Source organism: Arachnia propionica, assembly GCF_037055325.1.
Taxonomy (GTDB): Bacteria; Actinomycetota; Actinomycetes; order Propionibacteriales; family Propionibacteriaceae; genus Arachnia.
The window spans coordinates 2,987,065-3,011,160 of sequence record NZ_CP146373.1 but is presented as its reverse complement, the minus strand read 5'-3'; the positions used below and the strand labels follow the sequence as shown (position 1 = coordinate 3,011,160).

23 protein-coding genes are annotated in these 24,096 nt (G+C 67.5%); 11 read left to right on the top strand and 12 right to left on the bottom strand.

Translation table 11 applies throughout. The features are described 5' to 3' along the window. Window positions 1-18: 18 nt before the first annotated feature. From V7R84_RS13910 to V7R84_RS13900, 3 genes are read right to left on the bottom strand one after another with little or no spacing between them, the layout of a single operon-like run. Window positions 19-1,200, bottom strand: a complete 1,182-nt coding sequence (locus V7R84_RS13910) for a restriction endonuclease subunit S (RefSeq protein WP_338570059.1) — start codon at window positions 1,198-1,200, stop codon at window positions 19-21. After that, window positions 1,197-1,454 carry a cell filamentation protein Fic gene (locus V7R84_RS13905; RefSeq protein WP_338570056.1) on the bottom strand — a complete coding sequence of 86 codons (258 nt, stop codon included), beginning with the start codon at window positions 1,452-1,454 and terminating at the stop codon, window positions 1,197-1,199. Before V7R84_RS13905 ends, V7R84_RS13910 begins: the two co-directional genes overlap by 4 nt. Further along, window positions 1,451-3,022, bottom strand: a complete 1,572-nt coding sequence (locus V7R84_RS13900) for a type I restriction-modification system subunit M (RefSeq protein WP_338570053.1) — start codon at window positions 3,020-3,022, stop codon at window positions 1,451-1,453. The genes V7R84_RS13905 and V7R84_RS13900 overlap by 4 nt, the downstream gene beginning before the upstream one ends. Window positions 3,023-3,310: 288 nt before the next feature. Between V7R84_RS13900 and V7R84_RS13895 the strand changes: the two genes are divergently transcribed. Next, window positions 3,311-4,717 carry an ATP-binding protein gene (locus V7R84_RS13895; RefSeq protein ID WP_338570050.1) on the top strand — a complete coding sequence of 469 codons (1,407 nt, stop codon included), beginning with the start codon at window positions 3,311-3,313 and terminating at the stop codon, window positions 4,715-4,717. A gap of 244 nt (window positions 4,718-4,961) precedes the next feature. Here the strand turns inward: V7R84_RS13895 and V7R84_RS13890 are convergent, their stop codons facing one another. Beyond that, on the bottom strand, window positions 4,962-5,687 hold the full coding sequence (locus tag V7R84_RS13890; RefSeq protein ID WP_338570047.1) for a class I SAM-dependent methyltransferase: 726 nt from the start codon (window positions 5,685-5,687) through the stop codon (window positions 4,962-4,964). Window positions 5,688-6,007: 320 nt separating this feature from the next. Between V7R84_RS13890 and V7R84_RS13885 the strand changes: the two genes are divergently transcribed. Genes V7R84_RS13885 through V7R84_RS13870 form a run of 4 tightly spaced genes read left to right on the top strand, consistent with a single transcriptional unit; the run spans window position 6,008 to window position 9,751 of the window. After that, on the top strand, window positions 6,008-7,021 hold the full coding sequence (locus V7R84_RS13885) for an ABC transporter substrate-binding protein (protein WP_338570044.1): 1,014 nt from the start codon (window positions 6,008-6,010) through the stop codon (window positions 7,019-7,021). Further along, window positions 7,021-7,968 (top strand): FecCD family ABC transporter permease, encoded by a 948-nt coding sequence (locus tag V7R84_RS13880; protein ID WP_338570043.1) that lies wholly within the window; start codon window positions 7,021-7,023, stop codon window positions 7,966-7,968. Before V7R84_RS13885 ends, V7R84_RS13880 begins: the two co-directional genes overlap by 1 nt. Then, window positions 7,965-8,963, top strand: a complete 999-nt coding sequence (locus V7R84_RS13875) for an iron ABC transporter permease (RefSeq protein ID WP_338570039.1) — start codon at window positions 7,965-7,967, stop codon at window positions 8,961-8,963. Before V7R84_RS13880 ends, V7R84_RS13875 begins: the two co-directional genes overlap by 4 nt. 5 nt (window positions 8,964-8,968) lie before the next feature. Continuing rightward, window positions 8,969-9,751 carry an ABC transporter ATP-binding protein gene (locus tag V7R84_RS13870; RefSeq protein ID WP_338573918.1) on the top strand — a complete coding sequence of 261 codons (783 nt, stop codon included), beginning with the start codon at window positions 8,969-8,971 and terminating at the stop codon, window positions 9,749-9,751. On the opposite strand, the gene V7R84_RS13865 is transcribed toward V7R84_RS13870, so the two are convergent. Genes V7R84_RS13865 through V7R84_RS13840 form a run of 6 tightly spaced genes read right to left on the bottom strand, consistent with a single transcriptional unit; the run spans window position 9,748 to window position 18,045 of the window. Next, window positions 9,748-11,556, bottom strand: a complete 1,809-nt coding sequence (locus V7R84_RS13865) for an ABC transporter ATP-binding protein (RefSeq protein ID WP_338570036.1) — start codon at window positions 11,554-11,556, stop codon at window positions 9,748-9,750. The genes V7R84_RS13870 and V7R84_RS13865 overlap by 4 nt on opposite strands. Next, window positions 11,546-13,306, bottom strand: a complete 1,761-nt coding sequence (locus V7R84_RS13860) for an ABC transporter ATP-binding protein/permease (RefSeq protein ID WP_338570034.1) — start codon at window positions 13,304-13,306, stop codon at window positions 11,546-11,548. The genes V7R84_RS13865 and V7R84_RS13860 overlap by 11 nt, the downstream gene beginning before the upstream one ends. After that, window positions 13,303-14,412 carry a hypothetical protein gene (locus V7R84_RS13855; protein WP_338570032.1) on the bottom strand — a complete coding sequence of 370 codons (1,110 nt, stop codon included), beginning with the start codon at window positions 14,410-14,412 and terminating at the stop codon, window positions 13,303-13,305. Before V7R84_RS13855 ends, V7R84_RS13860 begins: the two co-directional genes overlap by 4 nt. 11 nt (window positions 14,413-14,423) lie before the next feature. Continuing rightward, the gene (locus V7R84_RS13850) at window positions 14,424-15,794 is read right to left on the bottom strand and encodes a YcaO-like family protein (protein WP_338570031.1); all 1,371 of its coding nucleotides are present in this window, start codon (window positions 15,792-15,794) and stop codon (window positions 14,424-14,426) included. Further along, complete coding sequence (locus tag V7R84_RS13845) at window positions 15,791-17,335, bottom strand: CocE/NonD family hydrolase (RefSeq protein WP_338570029.1); 1,545 nt, start codon at window positions 17,333-17,335, stop codon at window positions 15,791-15,793. Before V7R84_RS13845 ends, V7R84_RS13850 begins: the two co-directional genes overlap by 4 nt. Further along, window positions 17,332-18,045, bottom strand: coding sequence for a hypothetical protein (locus tag V7R84_RS13840; RefSeq protein ID WP_338570027.1), 714 nt, complete (start codon window positions 18,043-18,045; stop codon window positions 17,332-17,334). Before V7R84_RS13840 ends, V7R84_RS13845 begins: the two co-directional genes overlap by 4 nt. A 474-nt stretch (window positions 18,046-18,519) precedes the next feature. Between V7R84_RS13840 and V7R84_RS13835 the strand changes: the two genes are divergently transcribed. From V7R84_RS13835 to V7R84_RS13825, 3 genes are all read left to right on the top strand, one after another. Next, window positions 18,520-18,768, top strand: coding sequence for a type II toxin-antitoxin system VapB family antitoxin (locus V7R84_RS13835; RefSeq protein ID WP_073970044.1), 249 nt, complete (start codon window positions 18,520-18,522; stop codon window positions 18,766-18,768). After that, the gene (locus V7R84_RS13830; protein WP_338570023.1) at window positions 18,755-19,180 is read left to right on the top strand and encodes a type II toxin-antitoxin system VapC family toxin; all 426 of its coding nucleotides are present in this window, start codon (window positions 18,755-18,757) and stop codon (window positions 19,178-19,180) included. Before V7R84_RS13835 ends, V7R84_RS13830 begins: the two co-directional genes overlap by 14 nt. A 312-nt stretch (window positions 19,181-19,492) precedes the next feature. Further along, window positions 19,493-19,969 (top strand): nucleotidyltransferase domain-containing protein, encoded by a 477-nt coding sequence (locus tag V7R84_RS13825; protein WP_338570021.1) that lies wholly within the window; start codon window positions 19,493-19,495, stop codon window positions 19,967-19,969. A 245-nt stretch (window positions 19,970-20,214) separates the two neighbouring features. Here the strand turns inward: V7R84_RS13825 and V7R84_RS13820 are convergent, their stop codons facing one another. Both V7R84_RS13820 and V7R84_RS13815 read right to left on the bottom strand, forming a co-directional pair. Then, window positions 20,215-20,448 carry a DUF4411 family protein gene (locus V7R84_RS13820; protein ID WP_338570018.1) on the bottom strand — a complete coding sequence of 78 codons (234 nt, stop codon included), beginning with the start codon at window positions 20,446-20,448 and terminating at the stop codon, window positions 20,215-20,217. Continuing rightward, on the bottom strand, window positions 20,445-21,599 hold the full coding sequence (locus V7R84_RS13815) for an ImmA/IrrE family metallo-endopeptidase (RefSeq protein WP_338570016.1): 1,155 nt from the start codon (window positions 21,597-21,599) through the stop codon (window positions 20,445-20,447). Before V7R84_RS13815 ends, V7R84_RS13820 begins: the two co-directional genes overlap by 4 nt. A gap of 563 nt (window positions 21,600-22,162) precedes the next feature. On the opposite strand from V7R84_RS13815, the gene V7R84_RS13810 reads away from it, so the two are divergent. The 3 genes from V7R84_RS13810 to V7R84_RS13800 all read left to right on the top strand — a co-directional run bounded on the left by V7R84_RS13810 (window position 22,163) and on the right by V7R84_RS13800 (window position 23,642). Then, window positions 22,163-22,735 carry a hypothetical protein gene (locus V7R84_RS13810; protein ID WP_338570014.1) on the top strand — a complete coding sequence of 191 codons (573 nt, stop codon included), beginning with the start codon at window positions 22,163-22,165 and terminating at the stop codon, window positions 22,733-22,735. A gap of 32 nt (window positions 22,736-22,767) precedes the next feature. Next, a complete protein-coding gene (locus V7R84_RS13805; RefSeq protein ID WP_338570012.1) occupies window positions 22,768-23,025 on the top strand; it encodes a hypothetical protein in 258 nt (85 codons plus the stop codon). A 356-nt stretch (window positions 23,026-23,381) separates the two neighbouring features. Next, complete coding sequence (locus tag V7R84_RS13800; RefSeq protein WP_338570010.1) at window positions 23,382-23,642, top strand: hypothetical protein; 261 nt, start codon at window positions 23,382-23,384, stop codon at window positions 23,640-23,642. Window positions 23,643-24,096 lie beyond the last annotated feature (454 nt).

The window sequence follows — 24,096 nt, the reverse complement described above, 5'->3', positions numbered from 1 at the left end:
GACGGACGAGGCTGGGGATCATCGTTTCTCCTCAAAAGTCAGCAGCTGGTCCCGGTAGTACTCATACTGCTTCCGCCGAGCCGCCAGCTCCGCCGGAAGACCAATACTGAGATCGTTCACCAAGGAGTCGAATCTTTCTAGGGTCTGGACAATTTTCTCTTTTGTTTCCCGAGGTGGGTTTGGTATGGGGATGCTGTCGAGCTTTGATTTATTGAGCTTCGGCTGTGCGGCGCCTGAAATAAATGGCGTCAAATCTATCGAGTTTAGATACATCTCGACAAAACGTCTCTCGGTATATGAGGTAAACTCGAGCACGTGAGCATGATTATTTACCCAAGTTTTGCCAGAGATCGAGAAGGCGATAGGGGCTGTTCGGGTAAGCAGGTTTGCTCCGTCCTCTGAAATCAGCAGGTAATCTCCGTTAAAAATGTAGTTACTGACATGGTCGACCACCCCGGATGCCCCATAGTAAGGAATTTTCCCAAGGGTTCTGGCTTCGCGGGAAACTGGTTTTCGTCTCCTGTCGAGATTTTTCGCCATGACGCCGAGTGGTGAAAATACAGTGCTCGAATCGGTTGCAAAGAGTCGTGCGCGGTAGTACTCGTACTGCTCGCGCCGAGCTTCCAGCTCCGCTTCCAGCTCCGCTTCCAGCTCCGCTTCCAGCTGGGTGAAATTATCCAGCACTCTCACGATCTCCTGCTGCACCTCAAGCGGTGGGACGGGGATGCGGATCTTCCCAAGTTGTCTCGCGGAGACATCGATGACTTTGGTGCCGGTTGCCAAGGCTCTCTTCTGGTTGAAAAAGGCTCTCGATTGGAACCAATAGGAGAGGTACTTAGGATCTTGAGCGTGTTTGATAACAGTTGCATGTCCCCCTGTTACGATCTGCTCGTCCCCGATCCAGGCAACCGCCTTCCCGACATCTTCGATGTTCTCGCTGGTGTTTGTGATAATGATGTCGCCAGGATCTACTTTTGCTAGTTTGGTGGCTGTGGTCTCGGAGACGAAAGAAATTGTTGCTCTCGCCCACGCTCCATACCGCGTGTAGATCTGGCCGTAGTGGATAGCGCCTACACCATTCTCGGTGAGGTCGCTCTTCGGCATACCATTCCCGCGAACAAGCTTGGCGATGTCACCCAGGGGTTTGAACTCGACCCCATCCGGGCACAGATCTGCGATCAGCTTGTCGATTCGGCTCATTTCTTGCCTTCGATCTGACGGGAACCCTCGGTGCGAACCTGTCGGAATCTCCGACAGGTTGTAGTCTCGTCCAACTCTGTTTCGTTGTAGATGTTCCGAAGGTGCTCGACGACGTTGGTGCGGGAGGTCTGGAACAGCTCGGCGATCTGCTGCTGGCTGAGCCAGACGGTCTCTTCCTCCAGGCGTACCTCAAGCGCGGGGGCGCCGTCGTCGCGCCGGTAGAGGATCACCTCACCGGCTGCTCCCTCGGTCACGACGGCTCTCCCTCCAGGTCGGCGACGATGGCGTCGATCTCGGTGCGAAGCTCGGCCTGGCGGGCAACGATGCGGGCGATCTCGGCGTTGAGGGCCTGGATGTCCACGGCCTCGCGGGTGTCCTCCTTCTCGACATAGGAGGACACCGAGATGTTGTAGTCGTTGGCCGCGAGGTCTTCGTTGGTCACGAGCGTGGCGACGTGGTCCACGTCACGGCGGGCGGTGAAGGTCTCCAGGATGTGATCCTGGTTCTGCTGCAGCAGCTTGTTCTTGTTCCCGACCCGGCTGAACTCACCCGAGGCATCAATGAACAGCACCGCGTTGTCGGGTTTCGATTTTTTCAGCACGATGATGCAGGTGGCGATGGTGGTGCCGAAGAACAGATCCGGCGGCAGCTGGATCACGGTATCCACATAGTTGTTGTCGATGAGATATTTGCGGATCTTGCGTTCCGCGCCCCCGCGGTACAGCACGCCGGGGAACTCGACGATCGCCGCGGTGCCGTTGACGCTCAGCCACGACAGGATGTGCATGGTGAACGCCAGGTCCGCTTTCGACTTCGGGGCCAGCACCCCGGCGGGGGCGAACCGTTCGTCGTTGATGAGCAGCGAGTTGTCGTTTCCCTCCCATTTCGTCGAATAGGGAGGATTCGACACGATCGCCTCGAACGGCTCATCGTCCCAATGCTTGGGCTCGGTCAGGGTATCGCCGTGCTCAATGTTGAAGTCCTCGTAGTTGATGTCGTGCAGGAACATGTTAATTCGCGCCAGGTTGTACGTGGTCAGGTTGATCTCCTGCCCGTAGAATCCGTTGCGAACCCGGTCTGGCCCGAGAACCTTGGCGAACTTCAGCAGCAGCGACCCCGACCCGCAGGCCGGGTCGTAGACCTTGTTCACCGCGGTCTTGCCGACCACCGTCAGCCGGGCCAGCAGCTCCGAGACCTCCTGCGGGGTGTAATACTCCCCGCCGGACTTGCCAGCCTGCGAGGCATACATGCCCATGAGGTATTCGTAGGCGTCCCCGAAAAGGTCGATCGAGTTGTCCTCGAAATTACCCAGCGGCATATCGCCGATCGCGTTCAGGAGCTTGACGAGTTTCCCGTTGCGCTTGAGCACCGTCGGTCCAAGCTTGGAGCTATTGACGTCAAGGTCATCGAACAGACCCTTCAACGCGCCCTCGGCCGCCGTGCCGACCGCCGACCCCTCGATGTTGCGGAATACCCGCTCCAAGGTCTCGTTCAGTTTCTCGTCCCGGGACGCCCGATCGCGGACATTGGCGAACAGCTCTGAGGGGAAGATGAAGAACCCCTTCTCCTCCACGACGCCCTCAAGAATGCCGGAAACCCGGTGATCAGATTCTTCGAGGTAGTCGTAATCGGGATTCCCTGCCGCGTGCTCGGTTTGGTTGATGTAGGCGGTGAGGTTCTCTGAGATGAACCGGTAGAACAGCATGCCCAGGACGTAGGCCTTGAAGTCCCAGCCGTCCACCGAGCCGCGCAGGTCGTTGGCGATCCGCCAGATGGTCTTGTGCAACTCGGCCCGCTGGGCCTCTTTGGTGGTCGGTGCCATCGTGTGTCTCCTACGCCAACGGCGCGCTAAATGCTGTTCTCAGCAGGTGTGCTCACACCGTACTAGAGCCCACTGACAAAACCGGGAGAGGCCATGCCTGACAACCGGAACTGCATGCGGCGGGCCACACCCTCCCGGTGTTGGGGTGCCGTACCCGGGCGGTCGCGCATCAACCCAGGCCCGTCTCGCAGGCAGAACACCTCACCGCTGCATGGAGTGGCGACGACCCCGGCCCGTGCTGGGAAGCTGCAACACTGTAACAAGCTGTAACAATGTTACAGTTACTCTATGACCTCGGCAGTCGTGGATCGTAGCCTGACGTTGCCCCCAGAGCAGGTGGGGCCAGCGCTGCTGGCCCTTGCGGAAGATCAGTGGTTCGAACGCAAGTCCGCTCGCGTGTCGCCACGTGATCTCGCGGTCCCGCTGGTGGCTATGGCCAACGCCGATGGCGGGGTGATTGTCGTTGGGCTCCACGACGGCAAGGTGGAGGACGTGTCAGCGCGGCGGCGCAACGAGCTGCGGCAAGCCTGCCTCGACTACACTGAACCGCCGGTACGCGCCCGGGTGGAAGAGGTTGAGGCGCTGGACGCCGAAGGCGAGCCGGCCACTCTCGTCCTGCTGAACGTCGCTCCGGGGGAGACCGTGCACGTCACCCAGAAGGGTGAGTGCTACCTGCGGGTTGGCGATGAGTCGCGGCGGTTGACTGCCGCGCAGCAGCGTGAGCTCGTGTTCGACCGGGGCATGGCGCACTATGAAGCCACTCCCGTGAACCTCACCCTGGTGGATCTCGACCAGCAGGCCCTGGCGGATTACGCCGAACGCATCGGCGCGGCGACCATTGAGGGTGCGCTGGCCGCGCGCGACCTGGTGGATCGCCGGGGTCGGCTCACCGTGGCCAGCGAGCTGCTGTTCGACGAGCGTCCCCAGCGTGAGTTTCCCAATGCCGTCGTCCGGATTCTCAAGTACGGGGCGGAACACCGGGGCGTGGGACGAAACATGACGCTCGAACAGGACCGCCGGGTGGAAGGTTCCCTGCTGCGGCAGATCTCCGAAGCCATCCGCCAGATCGAGGACATGATGCCCGCCTGGCAGCAACTGAGTGACGCGGGCACCTTCGAACCCATCTCCCGGATTCCCCGGGATGCCTGGCTGGAGGGGCTGGTCAACGCCGTCGTTCATCGCTCGTACAGCACCATGGGCGACCACATTCGCTTTGAGATTTTCCCAAGCCGGATCGAGATCACCTCGCCAGGAAGATTCCCGGGCATCGTCGAACCCCAACGCCCGCTCGATATCCGGCGCTATGCCCGTAACCCGCGCATCGCCCGGGTGTGCGCCGACTTGGGGTACACCAGAGAGCTCGGGGAAGGGATCGCGCGGCTATTCGCCGAGATGCGTGGACGCGGGCTCGTCGATCCCCACTATTTCCAATCCTCTTCCTCGGTGACTCTCACCTTGTCGGCACAGGAGGCGCTCCCCGAAGAAATCCGCTCCCGGCTCACCCGCAGCGCGATCGCCATTCTGAACACGTTGCGCCAGACGGGGGAGCCGCTCTCCACCGGGGCGCTGGCCGAACTGGCAGGGGTAGCCCGCATGACCGCCACCCGGGCGCTAGCCCAGCTGGAAGAACTCGGACTCGTCATCCGGGAAGGCTCCGCCAAACAAGACCCACGCGCCACCTGGCACCTCACCTGAACTGTAACAAGCTGTAACAATGTTGCAGTTCCATCCCCGAAGTTCTTGGCTGGAGTGCTCACCTTTGCCTGGGCCGCGGCCCACGCCACCTTGACCGATCTCGGCTACGCGGTGTTGGTCTTCCACGCCCCCGGGGCGTGAGCGCCGTCGACGTCGATGGAGTCCCCTTTCCGCCGAGAGATCCTCGATCGCTTCCGCATCCCCACCCGTCCGGGAGGCGCCCGCGAACCGGGGGACGAGCGAGTCAGTCCTTGACGATGAGGTAGAAGGTGGTGTCTTCGATCTGGTCGAGGCTGAGTCCGGTGGCGCGGAGTTCGGTCCGGATGGCCTCGGGGTCCGGGTGGCGGAACAGGTACTCGGTGGTCTCCTCGGCCAGCACGCGATCGCCGTCAAGGGTGCGGCAGGTCATCTTCCAGTGCATGCGCTCGTCGTCGAGTGGCCATCCTTCCGCGAGGCCGCTATAGGTCAGGTCGCCGATCCGGGCGCTGGCGGTCTCGTAGGGTTCCACCCGCGCGGGCCGACAGGGCGGCTGCAAGTCCGTCAGGGCGGCCCCGCCCTCGGGGAGCCGGGCTGCGATGGCGGCGAACAGTGCGGACCGTTCGTCCGGGCTGAAGTGGCCGAGGACGCCCAGCAGGATCGCCGCGCTGATGGCATCAGGCAGGGGAGCGGCGCCGAAGGCCTCGGGTCGGATCGTGACCCGGTCGAACCACTCCGGGTGCGCGGCGACCTTCGTCAGGACCAGCGCCCTCATCGCGGGGCTGGGTTCCAGGGCGTACACGTGTGCCTCCGGTAGGCGCTCCAGGACGAAGACCGTGTTCAGGCCCGACCCGGCCCCGATGTCGAGTACCGGCCCCGACTCGGCGCGGACCAGCGGAATCAGCCTCTCCAGGGCCGCCACCTGCCCCAGGCGAAAACTGGCGTTGAGCAGGTCGTAGACCTGCGCGCTGACGGCGTAGGCGTCCTTGCTCATGCCGTGACCATCCCTCGTCCCATGGCATCCCTCCTGTATCGCAAATGCCCCCAGGTGATGATGGGACCAACCATAGTCTGCTGAGAGCCATTCTTACAGGGCCCGGCCTCGAACGGGTGCCTCGACGCAGCCAACGCGCTCCCTTCTCCGCGCGAGAGGGGTGCCGGGCGCCGTGGGGGCTGCCCATCGCGTACCCGGTGGGGCGTTGGTGCCGACGCCCGGGCCCATCGCGGCTGAACCCACCCCGCGCGGACAGTGACGAGGGGTGGGCATACTATTGCCCTGCAATTGATAACCGCTATCATTCTTGGGAGTTTCGAATGATCCGTCGTGGTCTAGTCCTGATGGGCCTTGCTGCCGCCTGCGCCCTGTCGGCCTGCGTGCCCGGTGCGGACGCGCCGGGGACATCTCCTGCCCCAACGGCGGCGACGAGCTCGGCGCCCGTCGCCGGTGTCACCCCGGTGACGCCCGCCCTCACCGCGACCGGCCCCGATGGGGCCGAGGTGAGCGTTCCCGCCGCTCCGCAGCGCATCGTGTGCCTCACCGGCATCTGTGACGACATCCTGGCCAGCCTCGGCATCGTCCCGGTGGCCACCTCCACCCCCAACCTGGCGACCCGGCCAGAAATCTTCGGCGACAAGGGCAAGGACATCCCGGTGGTGCCGGGCAGCTTCGGGGCCGAGGACACCTCGTTCGCCGCAGAGGTCAAACCCGACCTGGTGATCGGGCTCGCGGGCGTCCACGAGGCGCTCAAGCCTGCGCTGGAGAAGTTCTCGCCGGTGCTGCTGGTCAACGTCAAGACGGACGAGGACTCCCTGGCCTACCTGCGGATGGTCGCGACGCTCACCGGCAAGGCGGACGCCCAGGTCAAGGCCGAGACGGCCTACCAGGAGGCCATGGCGGCGGCCAAGCAGAAGGCCACGACGGCGGGCGTGGCCGGTGAACCCGTCCTGCTGATGTGGGGTGGGGCCTCCGGCATGGGCGTGGCCACCAAGGGTGCCGATCCGCTGGGCAGCGCCCTGGGCAAGGTCGTCAACAACCCATTCGAGGTGCTCGGCACCGACCCGGTCAAGGCCGGGGCCTACAGCATGGAGCAGATCCTGGAGAAGGACCCGAAGGTCATGTTCGTCTCGTCGATGACCTTCGCCCCGACCGACAAGAAGGCCACGGAGATCTACGCCGACAACCCGGTGTGGAAACAGCTCACCGCGGTGAAGAACGGCCACGTCCACGAGGTCAACAAGGAACTGTGGACGTTCTGCCGGGGCACCCGGTGCATCGCCACCGCCGTGACCGAGGCCGTGGACCACATCGAACGTGACCTGAAGAAGTAGTGGGGCTCCGCCAGCGGATCACGATCCTGATACTGCTTGCCGTGGCGGGGGCCGCTCTCGTCACGGCAAGCCTCTATCTCGGCCTGCCCGCGTCGGGACGGGTCGCGCGGATCGTGTTCCTTGAGATTCGTCTGCCCCGGCTGCTGGTGGGTGCGGCCGCCGGGGCCGGGCTCGGGGTAGCGGGGCTGCTGGTGCAGCGGGCCATGCGCAACCCGCTCGCGGTGCCCGACCTGCTGGGGGTCAGCGGGGGAGCCGCCTTCGTGGCGGCGCTGCTGGTCACCAGCGGCATCCACTCGCTGACGTCCCGCACGGCCGGGGCCCTGGCCGGCGCGGTGGCGGGGGGTGCCCTGTGCCTGCTCGCGGCCACGAGGGGACGCAGCGCCGCGCAGACCCTGCTCATCGGGGCGGCGGTCTCGACGGCCTGGCAGGCGGCGGTGCTGACCGTGATGTCGACGGCCGACCAGGTCGAGTTGAGCATCATCTTCAAATACCTCGTGGGTTCGCTCACCGAGATCACGGCCGATGTCGCCCTGCCGCTGATCGTCCCCCTGGTCATCGGCTGCGCCGCCACGGTCGCGGTGCTGCCTGCGCTGGGGGTGCTGTCCCTCGGCGACGAGCAGGCCTCCGCCCTGGGGATGAGGCCGGGTTGCTGGCGACTGCTGGCCCTCGGTGTCGCCGCGTTGCTGGTCGCGCTCGTGGTGGCGGCCTGCGGCCCCATCGCATGGGTCGCCTTCGTCGCCCCGACCGTGACCCGGTGGTTCGTCCCGGGGGCGGGTGAGGTGTTCCGGCTCGCGGTGACGGCGATCATCGGGGCCGGGGTGAGCGTCGGCGCCGACATCGCGGCGCGGGAGCTGTTCAAACCCTTCGAGACCCCGCTCGGGGCGTGGACCGCGCTGATCGGGTTCTGCGTCGCCATGGTCTTCGTGGCGAGGAGGCCGGACCGGTGAGCCGTCGTGCCTGGCTGGGCCTGTGGATCGCGGCCGCCGCGCTCATCGTCCCCGTCGCCCATCTCGCGCTGGGGCGGGGCGTGGACTGGTCCGAGCTGCTGGCCGGAACCGACACGGTCTCGTGGCGGGTGCTGACCGAGCTGCGGCTGCCGCGGCTCGTCGTCGCCCTGTTCGCCGGCACGGCTCTCGGCCTGGCCGGGCTGGCATTGCAGTCGGTGCTGCGCAACCCGCTGGCCGCCCCCGAGCTGACGGCGGTGAACCCCTCGGCGGTGCTCGGCTACCTGATCGCCTCCGGGACCGGGCTCATCGACGGCGGGTCGGTGTTCTCGTCGGTGTTGTCGGCGACCGTGGGTGGCCTGCTCGGCGGCGGACTGCTGTGGCTGGTGGCCCACCGCCGCACCTCGGAGCAGACGGCGGTGCTCGGCCTGTTGTCTGCGCTGGCCCTGACCGGGGTGGTGACGATCCTCATCGCCGCCCGGCCCACCGGCGTCGGGGGAGCGCTGCGCTGGCTGATCGGGTCGGTGGAGGCCCGCGTCGCCGAGCACGTCCCGATGATCGCGATACCGGTCCTCGTCGGGTTCGCGGCGCTGGTGCTGGTCGCCGACCGGCTGGAGATCCTCGCGGTCTCCGACTCCCACGCCCACTGCCTCGGGGTGTCACCCGGGTTCTGGCGCGGCGTGGGCATCGGGATCGCGGTGCTGCTGGCCTCGGCGGCGGTGGCGACCGTGGGGCCGCTCGCCTTCGTCGGTTTCGTCGCGCCCCACGTCGTCCGGCTGGTCTTCGGCGGGCGGCTGAGGCGACAGGTGGTGCTCGTAGCGGTGTGCGGGGGGCTGTTCGTCGCCGCCTCCGACCTCATCGCCAAGGCCGTCAGCCTCGCGATCCAGCTCACCGGCGACGGGCAGCAGGTGGGGGTGCCGGTCGGCGCCGTCACCTGCCTCATCGGGGCCGCCGCGCTGGTCGCGGTGGCCAGCTCACACCAGGAGTCAGAACCGTGACAGTGATGGAACTGCGTCGAGCCTGCGTCCAGTTCGGGGACCGGCTCGTCCTCGATCACCTCGACCTCAAGATCGGCCGGGGGGAGTGGGTTGCCCTGGTCGGGGCGAACGGCTGCGGAAAATCGACGCTGCTGCGCGCCCTGTCGGGGGAGCTGCGGATCCAGGGCGAGTCGCTGCTGGACGGGACCAGCATCGCGTCCACGCCGCGGCGTCTCGTCGCCCAGCGGGTGGCGTTGCTGCCCCAGCAGCTGCCCCGCGTCCCGGGCATGACGGTGCGCCAGCTGGTGGCCCACGGCAGGTTTCCGCAGCGATCCATGTGGGCGATGCTGCGCGATCCCTTCGACGAGCACTGCGCCGTCGCGCTGGCCGAGACCGGCACGACCCACCTCGGCGACCGGATGGTCGACAGCCTGTCCGGCGGCGAACGCCAACGGGTCCGGCTGGCCCTGTCCCTGGCCCAGGACGCCTCGATCCTGCTGCTGGACGAACCGACGACCTTCCTCGACATCTGCCATCAGCTGGAGGTGCTGGACCTCATAGCGCGGCTGCGACGCGCCCGCGGTCTGACGGTGGTCTCGGTGCTGCACGACCTGGAACACGCCGCCCGCTACGCCGACCGGGTGGTCGCCCTGAGCCGGGGACGCATCGTCGCCGACGGCGACCCGGCCGCCGTGGTGACCCCGCAGCTGCTGGAGGAGGTCTTCGCCGTCACCGGTCGCGTCGGCACCGACGAGCACACCGGGCGGCTGGTGGTGCACATCGACTCCCCGCGGGAGCGGCTCCCCTAACGGCTACGCCCCAGTTCGCCGCCACCTAGCATCTCGTCCTCGCCCGGGCGCGCCTGTTTGGCCTGGCCGGGCAGGGCGTTCCACCAGGTGCCGGAGGCCGCGAGCCCATCGGGCGTGGTGTCGGCGATGATCCGGCCGTCCTCTAGCACGATTACCCGGTCGGCGCGTTCCACGGTGGAGCGGCGGTGGGCCACGATCAGGGTGGCCCGCCCGGCAGCGGTGCGGGTCAGCGCCCGGTGCAGTTCGAGTTCGATGCTCGCGTCCAGGTTGGCGGTGGCCTCGTCCAGCACCAAGAGGTCGGGTTCCATGACCAGCGCGCGAGCCAGGGCCAGCCGGGCCGCCTCGCCGCCGGACAGCCCGGTCCCGCGCTCCCCGACGGGGGAATCCAGCCCGGCCGGTAGTCCCGCGACCAGGGCGCCGAGCTGGGCGTCCTCGACGGCCGTGGCGATGACCTCCGGAGCCGCCCCGGGCCGGCCCAGGGTGAGGTTGTCGCGCAGCGACCCGGCGAAGACCCGCACGTCCTGTTCCACGATCGCGGTGTGGCGCCGCAGGTCGGCGTCGGCGAGGTCGCGGATGTCGGTGCCTAGCATCCTGATGCTTCCCTGGTCGGGGTCCCAGAACCGGCGGATCAGGTTGATGAGGGTGCTCTTGCCCGCCCCGGAGGCGCCGACGACCGCGACCACCTCGCCGCGGCGGAGAGCGAAATCGAGCTCGCGCAGCACCGGACGTCCGGGGTCGTAGCCGAACCACAGCGACGAGATCCGCAACACCTCGTCGGTCGGTTGCGGGGAGACCGGGTGGGCCGCCGGTTCGGTCGCATCCGGGGCGTCCAGCAGCCCGAACAGGCGGGATGCCGCGGCCCGCAGACCGCCCAGCTCCTTCAGCGTGGACGCGACCGTGGCCGTCGGGGCCAGCACCGCCCCGATCAGCGCCACCACGATGGGGGCGGACGAGACGGGGATCTGCCCGGCGTGGACGTGCAGGGACACGATGAACAGGGCGCCGATCGCGGCCAGGCTCACCAGCAGGTCACCGGAGGCGGCCTCCACCGACCCGCGCAGCGCGTTGCGCACCCCGGCCCGTTCCACCCGCTGCCAGGACGCGTCCAGCTGGGCCCGGCGGCGCGGCATCGCCCCGGCCTCGGCGATCTCGGAAAGCCCCTGCACCGTGTCGATGATGTCGGAGGTGTAGCTGGCGCTGGCGCGACGCAACTCGGCGCCGTGCGCGGTGGCCCGCCTGGCGAACCACCACGGCACCGACAGCAGCAGCACCGTGGCCGGGACCAGCACCGCCAGCACCACCGGATCGATGAGGGCCAGCGCGACGGTGCCGCCGAGGATCGTGACGGCCGCCGTCCCGACCTGGGCGAACACGTGGGCGTAGATCCACTCCAGGCTCTCCACGTCGGACATGGCCGTGGCCGACAGGTCCCCGCTGCGCCGGGGATCCGACCTCGACGGCTGGGTGCGCCGCAACCGGTCGAACAGCCGGACGCGGAAGGCCGCCAGCACGAGGTAGGCCAGGTCGTGGGCGACATACATCTCGGCCCAGGTGCCCGCCGCCGCGGCGGCCACGAGCAGCAGCGCCAGCCCGCTGAGGACCGCGTCTCCTCCGGTGGGCCAGCCCGGATCCAGCGTGACGAGGGCGAGACCCGCGAGCCAGGCGGAGGCGACGGCCGCGCCGACCGTGCCGACCTGGACCGCCAGGCTGGCCAGCACGGTCTGGACGAAACGGCCGCGGTAGGCCCGGATGGCGGGCCAGAGCCGCCTCAGGGCCGTGACGTCGCTGGCGAGATCACCACGCACGAGACACCTCCTGGGGTTCGGCAGCCGGCCTCCGGCGGGTGCGTTCGTCCCGCAGCAGGGCCGCCAGGGCCCCACCGGAGGAGACGAGCGCCCCGGGCTCGCCCTGCTCCACGATCCGGCCGGAGTCGAAGACGATCACCTGGTCGGCCGACATGATGCTCTCCAGGCGGTGGGCGATGACGACGATCGTGTGGCGGGGCGTCAGCGACCTCAGGGTGCCCATGATGTGGGCGTCGGAGTGCCGGTCGACGTTCGAGGTCGGCTCGTCCAGCAGCAGCACCGGGGTGCGGCGGATCAGCGCCCGGGCGAGGGCGAGGCGCTGCCGCTGACCGCCGGACAGCGTCGTGGCGTCCTCCGACAACATGGTGTGGATGCCCTCGGGCAGCTCCTCCACGAAACCGAGCGCGTCGGCCTCGGCCAGCGCCGCACGGACCTCGTCGTCGGTGGCTTCGGGGGCGCCGAGACGGACATTGGCCGCGACCGTGTCGTGGAACAGCCGGGTGCGCTGCCCGACCACGGCCAGGTTCGCCCGCAGGGATGCCAGGCTCAGCCGGCGCAGGTCGGTGCTGCCGATCTCGACCCGTCCCGAATCCGGGTCGAGGCGACGCGAGATCAGCGCGGCGAAGGTCGATTTGCCCGCGCCGGATGCCCCGACGACGGCGGTCAGCTGCCCGGCCGGGATCCGCGCCGACACCTGGTCGAGCGCGGGCCGGGCGGCCGCGGGATAGGTGTAGGCGACCTCGTGCACCGACACCTCGGCGGCCCCGCCGAGGGCGAGCGTCCCGGTGCCGGTGTCGGCGACCGCCGGCCTCGCGCGCAGGATCGCGTCCACCCCGTCGGAGGCGGTGAGCCCCAGGTAACCCGCGTGCCAGGCCTTCGCCAGGTCCCGCACCGGACGGAAACACTCCACCGAGAGCATCAGCACGTACAGGACGTGGGTGCCGGGCAGTTGGGCGCGGGTCGCGGCGAGCGTGGCCAGGAAGACCGCGCCGAAGGTGCCGAAGAGCGTGAACCCGACCGTGATCCCGTTCTCCAGCAACGAGGTGCGCAGCGGACGCATCGTGGCCCGGTAAACCCCGGTGCTGCGGGTCTCCAGCAGGTCCCGGCGGCGTTCGGCGGCTCCGAAGGTGCGCAGTGTCGGGATGCCCCGCATGGCCTCCAGGTAGTCCGCGCTGAGTTCGACGTAGGCGCGCCACCGTTCGCTGCCCTGGCGCAGCATCGCCGCGTCCTTGAACCGGGGGACGATCAGGGTCACCAGCAGGCAGCAGGCGAGGAAGACGGCCGAGGGCGGGTGGAGCAGCCAGACGCCGGCGACGATCCCGGCGGGCAGGGTCACGGTGACCGCCAGCTGCGGCAGGTACTCGCTGTAATAGGGGTCCAGCCCGTCCACGCCCTCCACGATGGTGGCCTGGGCCGCCCCGAGGCGGCTCTTCGAGGCCCACTCCGGCCCGAGGGCCATGACGTGGTGCAGCAGGTCGTCCCGCAGGATGCGACGCACCGCCAGTCCCGCGGACGTGGTGATCGCGGTGCGGAAGGGGATCAGCACGGCCCGGGCCAGCACGGTCGCGGCCACGATGGCGATCCACGCCAGGGTCTCGGACGCCTCGCCCCTGGTGAGGGCGCCGAGGGCGGTCGCGGTCGCCAGGGCCGTGGCCAGGTAGGTCGAGGTGACGGCCAGGATCGCCACGATGGACGCCAGGACGTGCCACTTGACCCGCAGGGTCAGCACCAGCAGGCGGCGAGGGATCATCGGGCAGGCTCCGTCCCTGTCTCACCGAGGGCGACGGCGTGGACGATCGCCTCGCCGCCGTCCCAGGTTCCCGGGGCGGGCGGGCCGCTCCACCCCCCGATCGGGCGGGCTCCCAGGCCCCACCCGGCCGCGCGGACGCACAGCGAATAGCCCGCGTGGGCGATGGCGAAGCGGGAGGCCAGATAGTTTGCACCGCCCAGCCCGGCGGCCGGGGGTGCGGTGAAGAGAACCAGCGCAGCGACGTCGGCCAGCTGCCGCTGATGGGCAGCGCGTGCGGCGAGCCCGGGGCGTTCGTCGCGATGGCTCACCCGTTTCCAGTGGCCCTCGCACCACGTGAACACCCCCTTCGCGGTGGCGACGTGGGCCGTGACCCCGGAATGAAACTGCCGCGGCAGCCCGTCCTGGAAGAAGGACAGGGTGGCACCTAGGTCGAAGCCGGAAGCCAGCTTCTCCAGCGGGGCGCTGCGCCGGGTGGCGATGGCCTCGCGGGACACCTCGGAGGTCGGCAGCGGAGAGGTGATCGGGTGCCGCGCCAGCTCGTGCAGCGCCGCCTCGACGAGGCCACCGGGCCGTGCCCCGGCCGGTTCGGGACGACCGGAGGGGAACGGCTGGTGGGCCGGAGCGCCGACGCGGAGCGCTGCCAGCGCGGCACCGCCGTCGTCCGGGGCCCGGAAGCCGGGGGCTGGGGACAACTCGAGACCGTGGGCGGCCGCGGCGTGCAGCAGCGCGCTGAAGGCGTAACCGGTGTCCAGTACCACGGGGGTCAGAGCGCGGTCACCGTACTTGGCGATGGTGCGGGCCGGGGCGGCAACCAGGACGATGTCGACCCGTTCGGGGGGCGTGGCCTGGCGGGTCGACAGCGGAACCAGCCCGCCGTGGGGATACCAGCGCACGGTCTCGGCCCGCCCGTCCCGGTGCTGGTCGAGGTAGACCTGCACCGGGTGCAGGGCACCCGCCGACGGCACCCTGCGCAGGCGGGCGTCGGGGCGGTCCGGGTCGCTGCCGAGCCCCGCCCGCAGGACGTCGAGCAGGGCGTGGGGGAGCGGCAGCGGGTTCAGGCCCGCCAGCAGGTCGGCGCGCTCCAAGGCGTCGGTGGTGTGCGGCATCTCGTCTTTCCCTAGTTGTGTGGGGGTGGGGCCAGGACCGGGGTGGCGCCGGGGGCCAGGTCCTGTTTGCGCTGGTGCAGGCGGGCGGTGCCGAGGTACTGGTATCCGGCGGGGGCGTTCGGTTGCAGGCCGGGGGCCAGCACCCGCACGGTCGCGGCGCCGATCTCGGCCACATCGGGCGTGGTCAGGTCGAAGGCGACCGGCGGGTGGCCTCGCCCGGTGAGGGCCGCGACCACCTCGTCGATGCTCCCGGTGCCCAGTTCGTCCGCCGAGACCATGGCCGTGGGGGAGGTGAACCGGTGGGCGTGGGCCAGCATCCGCGGGTCGAGCCAGAGCTGGGTCTGGGACGCGAGGTCCTTCACGTGGCGGAAGCCGTCACCGGCGTCGTCGAGGTAGGCCCGGTTCTCCCGATAGGGGAAGTAGACCCGGCGGGCCAGGATGCCCTCGGCGATCGCCCGCCAGCTGGACCCGTCGGGGCGCAGCAGCCCGGACGAGGCGATCCAGACCTGGAGCGCCTCCTGGCTGGCCTTCTCGGCCGCGCTGGCGGCGTCCGGGGCCGCAGCGAAACCCGACGCGGGCACCCCGGTGCGTTCGTCGAACACGTAGGCCCCGACCACGATGAGGGGAAGGTCGGTCGGCACGACGACGAGATCGACGAGGAGAGGGCCGCCCTGCCACCGCTGCCTGAAACCGGGAATCGTCTCCTGGTCCAGCCCGACGGCCCCGGCGCCCGAGTACCACCAGGTGACCATGGCATCCCGTTCGACCAGTTCGGCGAGCGCGCGCCGCGCCGCATCGGCGGGGGAGCTGCCGGTCGCGATCCCCGAATAGTTCAGGTGGTTGATCCGGGGCAGTTGACGGCGGGGCCCGTGATGATAGTTGAGGTAGACCCAGGACGCGGGCGCCCAGGTTTCGGCGCCGTTGGCGCCCACGCCCGCGACCCACTCGACCTCGGTGTCGCCGGTGAACTCGCGGTAGGCGAAACCTGGCCTGCTGAGCTGCTCGTCCGACCACCTCGGCAGGTCGTCCGGGCCGAGCGCGGCCTTGCCTCGGGAGACGAGGGCCGCGTGGCTGGTGGGGGCGGTGAGCGGGGGCAGGAAGTTGCCGCAGTAGCGTTCGAAGGCCTCCCCGATCGCGGCGTTGCGGGCCCGGCCCGGGTCGCCGAAGGCCGTCCCGGCGGCGATCCGGTCGGCGTACCAGCCGCCGTAGCGGCGGGTGTCGGCGACCTCGGCGACGACGCAGAGGAAATCCTCCGGTGCCCCGCCAGGGATATCGGGGGAACGCAGCGCCGTGATGATGCCGCACAGCGGGTCGAGTGCGGCGCCGAGGTCTGGCTGGGGTCGCTCATCGGAGGCGAACGGGTAGCGCAGGCTGGGGGTCATCGAAGCGCCTCCTTGGGTTCGGTGGGGTCGGGCGCCAGCTCCGCCAGGGGCAGTTCGACATTTGCCCGAAGCACCTGGCGCCGCGCGGGCCGCAGACGGGTGGCGGTGAGGGGCTCGGTGCCGTCCTGGGGGTCGCGGGCGTAGAGGGGAAACTGGTGGGCCGAGACGTGCACCTCGATCCGCGCACCGGGGTGCAGGCGCCGCGCGACCAGCGGCAACTCGACCCGGGCGCGGGAGTCCGGGGTGCGCACGAGTGCGTGGCCCAGCTGGAGCAGACCGGCCCCGGTGTGGCCGCGGTCGGCCGGGGCCGGACGCAGCGCGACGCGGACGCACCAGTCCAGCGGACCACGGACCGCTTCTCCATCGAGGGTGTGCGCCGCCAGCCCGGACAGCCGCACGACCATGCGTCCCACCACGTCCGTGGCGATGCGCACCGGGTCCGAGACGAAGCGGGCCAGGTCCTCCCTGCGGGAGATGTCGCGCACATCCACCGGTCCCAGGGCGGACGGGTGCGGGTGACACGGATCGGCGACGAACCGGGTCCGGGCCGCCGACAACGGGCAGGACAGCTGGGGCCGGGCCGGGGCCGGACGCGCCCAGATCCCGGTTCCCTCCAGGGCGAAGTGCCTGCTGCCGGGTGTGGTGGCGTCGGGATCGCGGAGCGTCCGCTCCAGCCAGTCGGCGATGAATACCCCAGGTTTGATGCGGTGGGCCTGATGGCGCCGCAGCGCCGCGTCGCCGTTGCGGTGCACCAGGCCGAGGTCGTGCTGCCAGGCGCCGACCACCACGTCGGCCCGCACCGGCCAGCCGTCGGCGAGGTCGAGGGCGTCGTCGCGGAACACGTCGTGCAGCCCGGCGAGCACCAGGAGCGGGGCTGGCGGGCTCCCCGTGGGCGGCGGAGCGTCGAGGGGGGTGGGGGAGGAATCGGGCAGCCCATCGCGCAGCCAGGGCAAGCTCCAGCCCGCGGCTGCCACCCCGGCCGCGCTGGGCAGGCCGATCGCCGGGAGGATGCTCAGCGCTCCTGGTTCGTCCGGCGAGGCGTCGTGGATGGGACAGGACGAGGATGTGCGTCCCTGCCCGTGCTGGAACCACCACCAGGAGTGACCGTAGAAGCGGGGAGCCCCGTTGCGGTCGCGGGCCACCCGGCGCGGCGACAGGGCGGGAACGGCCACCACGATGGCAGCCACCGGGCCGGGGCTGGCGGCGGCCGCGACCAGCGCGCAGTGGGCGCTGTAGGAGGAGCCCAGGCACACGACTCGGCCGTCGCACCACTCGCTGGCGGCGACGGCGGCGATGGTGGCCGCGCCGTCCCCGCCTTCGTGGGTGTAGGGCACCCAGGAACCGGCGGAGCGGTACCGCCCACGCACGTCTTGGACCACGGCGGCATATCCTCGCTTGGCCCAGCCGGTGGCCTCCTGTCGGTGGGCGGAGGTGCCGTAGGGAGTGCGGATGAGCACGGCGGGGGCGGGGAGACGCTCGGGCAGCGTGATCTCGGTGTGCAGGCTCAGCCCATCGTTGGTGGTGACCCGGATGGTGTTCACGTGCGCGGACCCGAATCCGCCAGGCGCGGCACCGGATGGACCATGTGCTGTTCCCACTGGCCAGCCGCGATGTCGAGGCAGTATAGCCGCCTGCGGCTGGCGGGCACGTCGTGCACCTGGCGGGCGATGAGGTGGGCGATGAGCAGCGCCGCGGGCGTGCTCAGCCGCAGCGGTGGGCGGCGTCCGGGGTCGCTGAGGCGGTCCCGCAGCAGGCCGGGGGTGGCGGAGGCGGCGATCCGCCGGGCGATGACATCGGTGACGAGGCAGGGCTCGGCCTCTCCCGCGGGGGCGAACGGACTGACGAAAACGCGGTTGCCCTCGGCCCAGGCGGTCAGGGCGTAGTTCTCGGTTGGGGCCATGGGCGGGGCGTCGAGGAGTAGGCAAGGGAGGGATGGGGCCTCGCCGTTTTGGGTGGACGCGGCGGTGAGCAGTGGGGTGACCATGTCGTGCAGCACCCCCCGGCCGTGGGGGCGCAGGTTTGGGCGAACGCTGGCGGCGGGACCCTCATGAAGGTACCCGGCCTCGGCGAAGGCGGGGCCGAGCACAGGATCGGTTCCGATCTCGGTGGCATGATCCAGCGCACTGGCGGCCGCGCCGTGCAGCCGGACGAAGAGGCTGTCCGGGCGGCGTAGCGCCCACCCGCCGCCGGTGCGGAACAGGCAGACGCCGTCGGCGAGTGTGGTGTCGATCAGTGTGCTGGAGGGCGGCATGGTGTACTCCTAGGTGCCTGAGAGCCGGGCGGTGAGGTGGGAAGCCCCCACCTCACCGCGTCGTGGTCACTCGTCGCCGAAGAGGTCTTCGACGAGGGCGTTCGAGCAGGTTGGATGCGCCACGGAGGCGCTGCCGCACTGCGGCGCGACGATCTCAAACGTCAGATCCTGGTTCATGGGACACCTCCTTTCCGTGATCTGCCCGAGATCCTAAATGATAATGGCGGTCAATATCAATGGGTCGTCGGGTTCGGGATGCGCGCTTTGGGCTCGTCGGAAAGGTCGCTGGGAGGTCAGCGCCGGCCGCCCAACCCAAGGAGCTGGCAAAGCCCGCCGCGGCCATCAAAGCGTTGCCGGGGTTGTCGCTTTCTTGAGGACCTCGGCCCTTCCTCTTGGCGATGAGCCTACGGTCGGGGTTCTTCGGGCCGTGCCCGCGCGCATCTTGATGCAATGAGGTGACGATAAAATGTGATCATGCGCACCACGGTGAATCTGGACGATGAACTGCTGCGCCGGGCCAAGGAGCGGGCGGCCCGTCAGGGAAGGACCTTGAGCGAGGTGGTCTCCGACGCCCTACGGGTTTCACTCGCTGAGCAGGCCGGGCCACGCCGTGAGGTCACCCTGCCCACCTTCGGCGGCAGCGGGTTGAAGCCGGGCGTCGACCTCGAGGACAAGGACGCCCTCGCAGCGCTTCTCGGCGAAGACGATCGTGCTGCTCGCTGACGTCAACCTGTTCATCTACGCGCACCGGCCGGAGTTCCCGCGGTTCGCGGAACACCACGCGTGGCTCACGGCTGCGCTAACCGCCGACGAACCCTTCGGGGTGTCCGAGCTGATCTTGTCGGGTTTTCTGCGAATCGTGACGAACCACCGGGTCTACCGCGAACCGACTCCGCCGCAGGTGGCGCTGGACTTCTGTCAGACGGTGTTGAGCGCCCCGTCGGCGGTCCGCATCCGTCCAGGGCGGGAGCATTGGCGCATCTTCGAGAGCCTGTGCCGGAACCTCGGGGCGCGCGGCAACGTGGTTCCCGACGCCTATCTGGCGGCCATGGCCATCGAGGCCGGCGCCACCTTCATCACCATGGACGGGGGATTCGCCCGGTTTCCCGGACTCACCTGGCGGCGCGCTCTGTGACGAGGGCCGCGGGGTCGCGTCCCGGAAAGTTAGGCATCCGGGGCGCTGCGGTGTCCGTTCAGGGGTGGCATGGGAACAGGGGCAGCCCTTCGTTCACTGAGGGACCGAGGAATGGCAGTCTGGCTCTCGGTGTGCTGCGTGTGCGGCCCCTTGTCTCATGTCAGGATGTCCAGGAGGATTCGCCAAGCCGTCAATGGTTGAGCGGGTTGACAGTAGACGACCTGCCTGGAAAATTCGGCCGGGTCATCCCAGCCCGAGGGGAGGGAGGTGTCTCATATGGTTCATGCATCCACCACGCCTGCGAGCGAGGTCTTGACCATCATCGGTTGGCTGACGGAAAGAGAGATCGTCTATCAGGTCAACGGCGGTTGGGGCGTCGATGCGTTGGTGGGACGGCAAACCCGTGAGCACGGGGACCTTGATGTCTTCGTGGACGCCAATGTCGTGCCCGATGTGATCGAGTGGCTGGCGTCGCGTGGTTACGAGCCGGTGACGGACTGGCTGCCGATCCGGATCGAACTCGCCTCCGAACACGGAAGGGTCGACGTGCATCCCATGGTCATCCAGCCCAACGGGGATGGTGTCCAACAAGGCTTTGAGGACGCGGTATTCACACATCCGGCCGTCGCCCGCACGAGGGGATCGATCGATGGAGTGCCGGTTATCGTCGGCACGGCCGAGCGGCTGCGTGAATTGAGAAATGGCTACGATCCACGTCCCGAGGATGAGCACGATCTCGAAGTCCTCAGCCGCTTACGCGACGGCGGGGCTGGCCAACAGTCAGGATGAGCCAGGGTCGGCATCTACGAGGAAACCGGTCTTATCGAGAATGGAGTGCTACACGAACCTGGACTACCTGGCCGGGCTCCGGGGGTGCTGGAATGCTGCGGGCGGGAGCAGGGGCGTTGGTGGGTGCGGGAGATGTCTGAGTCGTCATGGTGTGTGAGTTGTGGGCTGGGGGAGTGGGGCTGTGCTGCATTTCTAACCGGGTGGATGCATTGGTGGTTGGCTGATTCGATGTTCCTCTCTTCGACTTAGTGGGCAGCGCCGGGAAGGTCAAGGGTGACACCGGTGTTACGTAGCATTTCAAAGGTGTTGACCCATTGGACTTCAAGTCCTTGGCGGGCGTCAGGAATCTTGACCCGGCTGAATACCGTGCCTTGAGCGTGCGCCTGGTTGAGCCATTTCCAGAAGCCGGGAGCGATGTCAAAGGCGTAGTAGCGGTTCTTCGCCTCGATGAGGACATTGGCGTCTACGAGGTACTTCACGTTAGTCCTGCTCTTTCCGCCAGCCCCTCGAAGGTCGAGTGCTTAACGGTCCCGAGCAGCCGGTAGGCATCCCGGTAGGTCGTTCGTCCTTCCAGGGCTGCGGAGATCACAGCTCGGGTGAAGGGGAGCCCAAGGCGTCGCAGCTGGGTGTTGTAGTAGTTCCCGCCCCCGCTGCGATTCTCTTGGGAATCCATGAGATCCATGACGCGCTTGCGCTCGGTCTCGTATCGGGTCTTGTATTCTTCCCGCGTGAGATACCCGGCATCCCGGACTCTGGCGAGCACGACGAGGGTGCTGACTGTGTAGCGGGACGCCAGACGCTTCAGCTCGTCTTCAGCACAGCCCCTTGGCCGTTCCGACCGGAGCGAGTCGAGAGGTACCAGGACCTCCGCAGCGACCTGGTTGCACCAGCGCTCCTCCTCTTTCGTCCCCTGCGCAGCGCCCGCAGCTGCGTCGGAGAGCGCAGTGCACCCCAGCCACAGGTGGGCGAGCTCGTGAACGAGGGTGAAGATCTGCGCGGCCTTGGTGTCCGCCCCGTTGACGAAGACAAGCGGGGCGATGTCATCGGCCAGGGCGAACCCCCGGAACTCTTCTGGATCGAGCTTGCGGTGGGTGTCCGAGCCGACGATCCCGTTGACCATGACCAGGACACCCAAGGCCTCGGTGCGCTCAATGAGATCTGTCATCGTAGCGGACCAGTTGGGCACAGATCGCTCGTCGAGACGGAGCGCGGCACGGATACGAGCGGCGGCCTCCTCCGCTGGAGTGGAAAGGGTTGTCGAACCCACGAAGCTGAGCGGGGTCACCCCGGAGTCGAGGGCGTCGTCGCGGTACCAGTCCTGGCGCCTCTGGCACAGATAGATCGTTTCCAGCAAGTCGGCAGACGGCTCGCGGACCCCGGCGTCGCGAATGGTCCGCATGTCCGGGATGGGGATGTCCTCAACCGGCGGTTCGGGCAGGAAAAGCATCCCGAAGGGTGCATGGGTGGCGGCAGCGAACTTCTCCACCTGCTTGAGGGTGGGGCGTGCGGTCCCGTCGATCCACGCGTCGAGCTTGGGTGCGCGTTTGCGGACAGTTTCCTCATCCCAGCGCGCCCGTTTCACGGCCCAGCGCAGCAGGTTGGGTGCGATGTCAACGCGGACGGTCGTCACGGCCCCTCCTCTGCGTTCGGCTCCGTGTACCAGTCTGCCTTACTTGTACCTCTGACATGGTCCGCATGAACGGCGAGGCTGACCGAGTAACGGTGTGGATAGAGGTTTTCGTTGGTGGGGTGTCGCCGTGGTCTCCCCGAAATATTCACCCGACCACCCCGGTGATGCGGGAATAGAGGCCAGTCCAGGGTTCAGCTCTCATCTGCCGCAGGTTTGCCAAGCACTTCAGGCTTGGCATCACCAACCCCGGGACCGAGGAAATCCTGTCAGCTATTTGATGTGGCGCCCCGCATACTGAGCGGATTGCTGGGATGCTCAGGAGAAAGTGACCAACGGAAGCGGAGATGACGAATGGCCAGTCTGCGCACTCCCTGGTGGAGAAACGATCAGCAAATACCGTGGTCAGCGCGCGAATACGCAGCGTACGACGGTCGCAACCGAAGTTTTCCCGGCGATAACTTTCGTCAACTCTTGTCGCGTAGGTGTTGTGTCCTCGCCTGGCGAAATTTAGCCTGAACAGATAGGCAGCGATCGCCAGACACATCTCAGGGAAAGGAGATGATATGAAGAAAATTATCACGTACATTCTGGCGCTGCTCGTGGGGTGCAGCATGCTCGCGGTGCCTATGACAGAGGCTAGAGCCGACGACGGCGTCTCAACAGCGTCCCGCGGCGGGAACGGTGAGTTCACCGACGCCGAGGTGCAGGAGTTGGAACAGAATCTAACCATTTTGTTCAGTCAGGTGGTGATTCGAGACGCTGAGGGCAAAGTGTGCATCGACTACGAGGCGGCCAAGCGTCTGTACCCCGACCGTGACCTGTCGGTCCTCTTCGAAGCGGCCAAAGGCAGTGCCAGCCCGTCTGACAGCTCCGAGGCAGAAGGAGTCCAGGAGTACGCCTCGTGCGTGGTCAAGGGGGCCATCCCCTTCATCGGGTTCATTGATGTTGACTGGAAGCTGCTCCGCGCATGGGTCACCCAGCGGAACTGGGGAGCGCTCGCGCGATACCTCGGCAAGGAAGTTCCCAAACGCGCCGCCAAGATCGGTATCAAAGAGGTCGTCAAACTGAATCCGTGGGGAATTGCTGTGACCTTGGCAACGTCGGCGATCACCTGTGCTTTCTGGCAGCAGTGGTAGTTTTTGGCTCCCGATGGTGATTTGAGATCGCAATGACGATGAAAACGAAGAACTGGTATGGCTCCGTCGAAGACCATCTTCGAATATACACACCGTCGGTGGGTGCCTACCTGTTTCGAGGAATTGGGACGTTCGTGGTCGTTGCTGTCCTGTTCCCGCCTGCCCGGTTTCTCGGGGCCGCAATCGTGGGGATTGCGATGGTGGTCGCGGAATGTATCGTCTACCAGATCGTCTGGGCAATCCATCTTCGTCGACTGCGTCGCAAGTATCCGAACCGTCCGCATCGGTGAAGAGTGGTGCCGCAGGGCATCGCTCTCGCCTGTGCGCAGAAGTATCGCGGCGCCGCACACGGTTTGTGGCGCCGCGATACTTAAGCAGTGACGGCAGATGCAGCGGGCGGCATCCTCCGTCAACGAACGAACAAAAGGCATACGACTTGCATGAAGCATGGCATGGATGTGGAATCAGCAAACTGCAATGCGGTCCTAAGGGCGGAATTCGGATTCGGCTTCGCAATCATTTCCTCTCGGGTGCTGAGAAATGAATGCCGTGTGAAGGGCGCTGCACGCGTGACCGGCCGATCGTGGCCGGAGTTCTGGGTCCCCGTCGGAGCGATCCTCGCTGCCGGAGCAGGTAGTATCGCGTGATGGGAAGGAGCTGGAAGTACTGGGATGGTTCCATCAAGGGCCATCTGTGGAACAAAACCTCGGTGAAGTTGTATCTGTTCCAGGGGATCGGGGTATTCCTGATCTGCGTTCTTCTGTATCCGCGTTCCCGTTTCTTCGGGGCCGCCGCCTTCGCGGTGGGGTTCGTGGCCGTCGACCTCATCGTCCAGGTCGTTCGCGTCCGTCGACTGCAGCGCCGGAAAATCCAGGAACTCGAGGGGCAGCTGAACCACGTCCCCTGACTCCTACCGGAACGCGTAGGGAGACGGGCTTGGTGGCAGGAAGACGTGCTGGATTCGACCGGGACCTCGGTCAGTTCGGATTCCGTCAGGCCTGTGAAATTCGGAGCCGACCAGAAGGCAGGTCAATCGTATCGCTCACGTGACAGCCGATCAGCGTGATAATCACTCCCGCGGCATAACCCGGCGAGCGCCTAGGCTTGATAGCAGCGCGTGGACCTTGTGCTAGAGCACATTTCGCACCACCTACTCCAGCGCAGGACCACGAGCCCTTGCATCAACGACCCACCACGCTCAACTACAAAAAGCCCGTTACGCAGGTCGGTGCGGGGATGGGGGACTCATTCGCTTCGACGTGGTGGTTCAGCCACAGCCCGATGATGAGTGGGACGACGATCCAGACGATGGCGCCCACGGTGAACTGACCCCACAGTGTTGCCTTCGGGGTCTGCGCCTG